General features: G+C 69.9%; 6 protein-coding genes. 5 read left to right on the plus strand and 1 reads right to left on the minus strand.

The annotated features are described in order from the left end of the window. Positions 1-180 precede the first annotated feature (180 nt). Complete coding sequence (locus FHR82_RS45020; RefSeq protein ID WP_184816854.1) at positions 181-1,083, minus strand: helix-turn-helix transcriptional regulator; 903 nt, start codon at positions 1,081-1,083, stop codon at positions 181-183. Between the two features lie 137 nt (positions 1,084-1,220). Here FHR82_RS45020 and FHR82_RS45025 point away from each other — a divergent pair, with 137 nt between their 5' ends. From FHR82_RS45025 to FHR82_RS45045, 5 genes are all read left to right on the plus strand, one after another. Beyond that, the gene (locus FHR82_RS45025; RefSeq protein WP_184816855.1) at positions 1,221-2,138 is read left to right on the plus strand and encodes an MBL fold metallo-hydrolase; all 918 of its coding nucleotides are present in this window, start codon (positions 1,221-1,223) and stop codon (positions 2,136-2,138) included. 25 nt (positions 2,139-2,163) lie between these two features. Continuing rightward, positions 2,164-3,603: a carboxylesterase/lipase family protein gene (locus FHR82_RS45030; RefSeq protein WP_184816856.1), complete on the plus strand. Its 1,440-nt coding sequence runs from the start codon at positions 2,164-2,166 to the stop codon at positions 3,601-3,603. A 136-nt stretch (positions 3,604-3,739) separates the two neighbouring features. Continuing rightward, on the plus strand, positions 3,740-4,609 hold the full coding sequence (locus tag FHR82_RS45035) for an aminoglycoside phosphotransferase family protein (protein WP_184816857.1): 870 nt from the start codon (positions 3,740-3,742) through the stop codon (positions 4,607-4,609). Positions 4,610-4,862: 253 nt separating this feature from the next. Further along, on the plus strand, positions 4,863-5,600 hold the full coding sequence (locus FHR82_RS45040; protein WP_184816858.1) for a hypothetical protein: 738 nt from the start codon (positions 4,863-4,865) through the stop codon (positions 5,598-5,600). A gap of 658 nt (positions 5,601-6,258) precedes the next feature. Further along, a complete protein-coding gene (locus tag FHR82_RS45045) occupies positions 6,259-7,710 on the plus strand; it encodes an amidase (RefSeq protein ID WP_184816859.1) in 1,452 nt (483 codons plus the stop codon). Positions 7,711-7,876 lie beyond the last annotated feature (166 nt).

The raw sequence follows: 7,876 nt of genomic DNA on the forward strand, positions 1-7,876 counted from the left end.
TAGCACTCCACGTCCAGGCGCAACAAGTGCTCACCCACTGGCGGCCAGACCCAAGTCTGCCCGATGACCGACTCACCACCCATTAGGCGCTTTCACGGCATACCAGCACACCCCGGTTCAGCAATCACCGTGGCTTGGCCGGACCGCCGCAGGACCCCACAAACGTCGGTGGACACAGCACTAGCGGAGTGTCCGCAGAGGAGCACCGGCGTTGTGCGCGTAGGGCGCCTGGCCGCTGCTCGTCTGCCGGAGTAGTACGAGAGCCTCCTCGGAGGGGGAACTGGTGGGGGTCGTGCACACGATCAGCACCTGTTCCGGTGAGCGGGCGATCGACAGTGTCTGCTGTGTCACGGTCACCGTGCCGACGACGGGATGGTGCAGTTCGTAGGACGCGGCGTCGCAGGGTGCCACGCGGTGGTCGCCCCAGAGTGCGACGAACTCCGGGCTCTTCATCGTCAGTTCGCCGATCAGCTCCGCGAGCAGTGGGTCCTGCGGGTGCCTGCCGACGGTGATCCGCAGGTTGCCGACCACCGCGCGGGCCTTGCGCTTCCAGTCCGTGTACAGCTCCCGGCAGTGTGGGTCCAGGAACAGCATCCGGCTCATGTTCGGCCGCCCCGTCAGGTCGTCCGGGCTGTGGAAGTCCAGGTGGCCGGCCAGCAGGGCGTGCCCGAGGGTGTTCCACGCCAGCACGTCCGTACGCCGGCCGAGCACCAGCGCCGGGACGCCGTCCACGGCGCGCAGGAGGTCCCGCGTCTCGTCGGCGAGCTTCTCTGGCCGGGGGCGGCGCGCGCGGGGCGTGCGGCGGGCGGCCCCGGCGAGCCGGTTGAGGTGCTCGCGCTCGTGCTCGTCGAGCAGCAGGGCGCGGGCGATCGCCTCGAGCACCTCGGCCGAGGCCCCGCGGGACAGGCCCTGCTCCAACCTCGTGTAGTACGAGACGCTGACGCCCGCCAGCTGGGCCAGTTCCTCGCGCCGGAGCCCGGCCACCCGCCTGCGGGGCCCCACGTTGCGCAAGCCGACGTCCTCCGGTCGCAGCCGCGCCCGCCTGGCCTGCAGGAAATCGCCGAGTGGGCCAGGTTCGTCCATGCCCTCAGTATCCGGGGCACGGCCCGATCCCAGCCACACCCTGCGAGGGGTAGGACAACGCGGGAGTGGTTCGTGCGCGCCCGCGTGCCCAGGCTCGGTCTCATTCGGCCACCTGCCCCGGACCAAGGACGGACCACATGAAGCAGAACCCCGAGCAGATCACCCTGGGCGACGTCACAGTCACCCGCATCAAGGAGTACTACGGCGCGGTCGAGATGACCCCGAGCCAGTTCTTCCCGGACAGCCCCGACAGCTCGTGGGACGAACACCGCGGCTGCCTGGCGCCCGACTTCTGGAATCCCGAGACGGACGAGTGCCACACGGCGATCCAGTCCTGGCTGCTGCGCAGCGAGGGACGCACCATCCTCGTCGACACCGGCGTGGGCAACCACAAGGACCGGCCCTACGCGCCGGTGTGGAGCCGTCTGGACACGAACTACCTCGCCAACCTCGCCGCCGCCGGGGTGCGGCCCGAGGACGTCGACATCGTGGTCAACACGCACCTGCACATCGACCACGTCGGCTGGAACACCCAGCTCGACGGCCGCACCTGGGTGCCGACCTTCCCGAACGCCACATACCTGATGACCCGGCGGGACTTCGAGTTCTGGGACCCGGCCAACGAGAACAAAACCGTGTTCGGCCGCGGGAACCAGAACGTCTTCGAGGACAGCGTCACGCCGGTCCACCAGGCCGGCCTGACCCGGCTGTGGGAGGGGTCGTACCGGATCGACAAGAACCTGCGGCTCGATCTCGCTCCCGGGCACACCCCCGGCTCGTCCGTGCTCGCCTTGGAGTCCGGCGGCGACCGGGCGCTGTTCGTCGGGGACCTGGTGCACACCGCGCTGCAGATCGCAGAGCCGGAGACCAACTCCTGCTTCTGCGAGGACCCGGCCGAGTCCCGGGCCACCCGACACAAGCTGCTCGGCCACGCCGCCGAGAACAACGCGCTCGTTTTCCCCGCGCACTTCGGCGGCCAGGGCGCCGCGGCGGTCGAGCGCAACGGGTCGAGGTTCGCGATCAAGGAGTGGGCGGCCTTCTCCCGCATCTCCTGATACTCCCGGAAAGGAAGCGTTTCCCGTGACCCAGTACGCAGACCCGGTCGTCGAAACCCCGGCGGGGGCCGTGCGCGGCGTCCGCGACGACTCCGGCGAGTTCTACCGTGCCATCCCCTACGCGGCAGCGCCGACCGGCGCCCGCCGGTTCGCCCCGCCCGCGCCGCACCCAGGCTGGTCCGGCGTCCGCGACGGCACACAACCTTCGCCCACCGCTCCCCAACCGGTCCGCGACTTCGGCACGCTCGACATGACCCCCTACTTCGGGCCGGGCTGGGTACGGGGCGAGGAGTACCTGACCGTCGACGTCCGCACGCCTGCCGCCGACAGCGGCAGGCGCCCCGTCATGGTCTTCGTGCACGGTGGCGGATTCGTCACCGGCTCGACCCGCGCCGCGCTCTACGACGGCAGCGCGTTCGCCCGCGACGGCATCGTCCTCGTGACGGTGAACTACCGCCTCGGCGTCCCCGGATTCCTCGACCTGGAGGGCGCTCCGGCCAACCGCGGGCTGCTTGACGTGCTCGCCGCGCTCGGCTGGGTGCGCGCCACCGTCGCGGCGTTCGGCGGCGACCCGGACAACGTCACGATCTTCGGCCAGTCCGCAGGCGCCACCCTCGTCGGAGCGCTACTCGCGACCCCGGAGGCCAAAGGCCTGTTCCGGCGGGCGATCATCCAGAGCGGCAGCGGCACCGGCGCCTTCACCCCGGAACAGGCGCAACGGGTCACCGCTGCGGCGGCCGCCACGCTGGGCGTCGAACCGACCGCCGAAGCATTCGCCACGATCCCGGACGAGCGCTTCCTGGAGATCCTGCCCGCACTGGCCGGACTCGACCTGCGCACCAGCACCGCCACGGACCCGTTGGCCGGCCTCAGCCCGTTCAGCCTGGTCCTCGCGGTCCAGCCCGCCGACGGTCTCACCGACGGCCCGGCCTGCTACGTCGACCTGCTGATCGGCACCAACACCGAAGAGGGGCACCTCTACCTCGTGCCGCAGGGCAACCTGGAGTCCTCCACGCGGGCAGACGTGCTCGCCACCGCCGCCAGGGTGTACGCGGACCCGGAGACCAAGGTCGCCGCGCACCGCGCGGCACTGCCGAACTCGACTTCGGGCGAGCTGCGCTCCGCGGTCCTCGGGGAGGCCTTGTTCGGGGCCGGTACGGCCCGCATGGCGCAAGCCCACGCCCAGATCTCGGGCGGCCGCACACACGTCTACTCGTTCGGGTATCGCTCGACGGCGCTGAACGGACGACTCGGCGCCACCCACACCGTCGAACTGCCCTTCGTCTTCGACATCGCCGACAAGCCGTGGCTGCACGGTGACACAGGCCTGCTCGGTCCCGACCCCGTCCCGGGCGGCCTCGCGACCCGGGTGCACACCGCCTGGGTCACGTTCGCCAGCACCGGGGACCCGGGCTGGGCCGCGTACGACCCGCGACAACCCGTGGCGGAGAACCTCGGAAGTTGAGCCTCCCACCGGACAAGCCGAACGTCGGCGTGAGCGTGCGTTGGTTGTCCAACCAGTTGATCGAACCTCGGCGGCCATGTCACGCTGCCGACAGCGCTCTCGGGATCGCTGCCACGGCTACCGGTAGGAGCTGTCTTTGACCGTCGAAACGGCCCCGGCCATCGACGCCGTGCTGGTGAGGCGTCTGGTCGACACGCAGTTCCCGCGGTGGGCCGGGTTGCCGCTGGTGCGGCACGTCCCGGCCGGCTCGGATCATGTGATCTACCGGCTGGGCGAGCAGCTGTCCGTTCGGCTGCCGCGCCATGCCGGCGCTGTCGGGCAGGCCAGGAAGGAGGTCGAGTGGTTGCCCCGGCTGGCCCCGCACCTGCCTCTTGTCGTCCCCGTGGTGGTTGAGGTGGGTGAGCCGGGTTTCGGTTATCCGTGGCCGTGGGCGGTGTCGCGCTGGCTGGGTGGCGAGGTGGCGACCGTCGACGCGCTGTCCGGCTCGCACGAGGCCGCCGGTGTGCTGGCGGAGTTCCTGACCGCGCTCCACCGGTTCGACGCCGAAGCCACCGGGGACCTCACCGGTCGGCCGCTGACCGCGCGGAACACGGCGACGCGAGCCGCGATCGCGGAAGTCGGTGACGCGTTCGACACCGCGGCGATGACCGAGCTGTGGACCGCCGCCCTGGCCGCCCCTGCGTGGGACCGTCCACCAGTCTGGTTCCACGGTGATTTCCACACCGGCAACCTGCTGACGACCAGCGGCCGTCTCAGCGCTGTCATCGACTTCGGTGAGCTCGGTGTGGGCGATCCGGCTTGCGACCTGATCATTGCCTTCACCCTCATGACGGCCGAGACACGGGCGACCTTCCGTGCCGCGCTCGATGTGGACGACGCCACCTGGACTCGCGGTCGCGGGTGGGCCTTGGCCACCGGATTGAACGCCTATGTCTCCTACGCCGCTGTCAATCCCCGCGTCGCCGCGCAGACCACCCGTCAGATCACCCAGGCCCTCGCCGACTGAACATCGCTCGCTCGCCGCTGCGGTTCAGCCGAAACGCACCCTCGCCGGCAAGAGCGTGCGTTCGCGGCGACCGTGTATCGGTAACGGTGACTGTGAGTGAGGCGACTTCCTGACTGTTCTGGTGGTCCGGTGGCGGGACGGCCGACCTCGATCCAGGTCCGGTACCTCGTGAACGACACCGGCGACGGCGCGGCGTATGCCCTGACACAGGCACTCACGGAACTGGACAATGTGACGACTGAAGGAGTTGGGTGTGGCCTCTGACGCCCTCGAAGGACCAGTCCCGACGTCGAGCGGACGGGGCCAGCCGATCCTCGACCTGTTGGACAAGGCCATCGGCCTGCAGACACCGGTGGTGCGCAAGAACATCGCCCGGGCCCGCCAGCGCAACCCGGACGCGACACCGGCGGAAGTCGTCCGCACCCTGGAACGGATGTACGTCAGCGCCCTGGCAGGCACGGGGGCCGCGGTCGGGGCCACCGCGGCCGCGCCCGCCGTCGGCACCGGGGTCGCGCTGGCGTTGTCGGCGGGCGAGGCGTTCTCCTCGCTGGAACTGAGCACCCTGTTCGTGCTCTCGGTGGCCGAGGTCCACGGGATCCCGCTGGACGAGATCGAACGACGCCGGACGCTCGTCATGGGGATCCTGCTCGGCCAGTCCGGTTCCACGACCATCGTCGGCAAGGTCGCCGAGCGCACCGGTCAGCACTGGGCCCGCCAGCTCGTCAGCAAGGTGCCCACGGAAACGCTGAAACAGATCAACAAAGTCCTGGGCAAGAACTTCATCACCAAGTACGGCACCAAGCAGGGCATCATCGTCCTCGGCCGGGTGGCCCCGTTCGGCATCGGCGCGGTAATCGGCGGCGGTGCTAATGCCACCGTCGCCGCCATGGCCGTCCGAGCCGCCCGGCGTGCGTTCGGCCCGGCGCCGCAGTCGTGGCCCGAGACAGAACTGGACCCCGCGTCTCCAGACTCAGGGCTCTCGGATCGTTGAGCGTGTTCGGACAACCCGCTCCACGGCGTGCCCGCCCTCGTTCTCGAAGACAACGGCGTGGAAGGTTCCGCCGCCGGGGTTGCCGGCGCCGATTCCGACTGACAGGCGAGCGACGTGCGGGTCCGCCCCGGTGGTCCAGCCGAACGCGTACGAGGCCAGTTCACCGTGCGGCCCGACAAACTCCCCGAACGCACGCCGGTCCCATTCCGGTGACAGCGCTCGTGGGCACCTCGACCAGCGTCCCCTCCAACACCTGCATGTCCACGCGGGCAGGGTAGCTGATCAAGAAGCCACCCGTGAGCGCGCGCGATTCTCTCGTCGCCGGGCCGACCGGACACGCACGGCGGCGAGAGCGGACGTTGAGAACATGACGACAATTGTCTGCCGGCAAACGGTGTGGTGGAGAAATGCCCAATGGGCGATCGGGAACTTCAACGGTCAGCGGGCAGGAATTGAGACATGCATCCTGTTGCACGATGCGGCATTTCATGGCCTGCGCGGGTGGAGTTGGTCCACTGTAGACGCTGTGACCTGCGGTGGAACACCTTCGGCGGTAGAACGAGTGCGCGACTTCGCCGGTGAAGGTGGCCCGTTCGGCCTCCCTGTTGCGCGAACGGGAATTTCGTGTCCTCTGTGGCGGGTCGATAGCTTCGGATTCATGGAATGGAGCTTTCAGACGGCCGAAGAACTCGTTGCCGCGTTGCGCGCCGGTGCGGTGACATCGGTGGAACTGACCGACGAGGCGATCGCGCGTATCGAGCGCGACGACGAGGTGATCAACGCGATCTGCGTGCCGGACTTCGACCGTGCGCGGGCCGCCGCACACCGTGCCGACCAGGCACGCGCGCGTGGTGAGGACCGGCCGCTGCTCGGCATTCCGGTGACGGTCAAGGAGTCGTACAACATCGCCGGGCTGCCCACAACCTGGGGCATGCCGCCGCACCGGAACTACATGCCGGCCGAGGACGCGGTACAGGTGTCGCGACTCAAGGCCGCGGGCGCGGTGGTGCTCGGCAAGACCAATGTGCCGCTGGGGCTGCAGGACATACAGAGCTTCAACGACATCTACGGCACCACCACCAACCCGTGGGATCACGGTCGCACGTCGGGCGGATCCTCCGGCGGGTCGGCGGCGGCCCTGGCGTCCGGGTTCGGCGCGCTGTCCATCGGCTCCGACATCGCCGGCTCGCTGCGCACCCCCGCGCATTTCTGCGGCGTCTACGCGCACAAGCCGACGCTCGGACTGGCGGCAACCCGCGGCATGGTCGCGCCGTCCGAGCCGGCATTGCCGGTCGACCTCGACCTCGCCGTCGTCGGTCCGATGGCGCGCACCGCCCGCGACCTCACGCTCCTGCTCGACGTCATGGCCGGACCGGACCCGCTGACGCTCGGCAAGGCGCATCACGTGACGCTGCCGCCCGCCCGCCACGAGCGGCTCTGCGATTTCCGGGTCTTGGTCCTCGACGAGCATCCGCTCATCCCGACCGGGTCCGCCGTGCGGGCGGGCGTGAACCGGGTGGCCGCCGCGCTCGCCGACAGCGGCGCCCGCGTCGAACGGCACAGTCCGCTGCTGCCCGACCTGACCGAAGCCGCGACGCTCTACATGCAGTTGCTGATTTCCGGCTCCGTCGCGCGTTTTCCCACCGAATCGCCCGAGCGGCTGCGGACCCGCGCCGCCGCGCTCAGCGCGGACGACCAGAGCCTCGACGCCGTGCGGCTGCGCGCCATGGTGTTCAGCCACCACGACTGGATCGAGGCGAACAACCGCCGTGAGGTCCACCGCCACAGCTGGCGGCAGCTGTTCGCCGAGTTCGACGCCGTGCTGTGCCCGATCACCCCGACGCCCGCGTTCCCGCACGACCACCGCCCCAATCCGCTGGAACGACGGATCGGCATCGACGGCGCCGAGTACCCGTACTTCGACCAGCTCGTCTGGGCTGGCCTGGCCACCATGCCCGGCCTGCCCGCCACCGCCATACCCGCGGGCCGGTCCCCCGAGGGCCTACCGGTCGGAGCGCAACTCATTGGCCCGATGTTCGAGGACCACACCCCGCTGCGGCTGGCCGAACTGCTCGAGCACGACACCGGCGGCTTCCAGGCACCGAAGTAGGGCGTACTGGCCAGTTGGCCGGGACACGGCAGGAACACGCGTTGCCGAGAACTCCCATCCCTGCCAACGCGCGCTCGTCGGCATGTGAGTGCGTCTGCGCCCGCTCGCGCAGTGGCAGGATGAACTCCGCCTCGGTCTCGCGGTACAACTCGCTTGACCGGAGTCT

Source organism: Actinophytocola algeriensis, from assembly GCF_014203735.1.
In the GTDB taxonomy this organism is placed as follows: Bacteria; Actinomycetota; Actinomycetes; order Mycobacteriales; family Pseudonocardiaceae; genus Actinophytocola; species Actinophytocola algeriensis.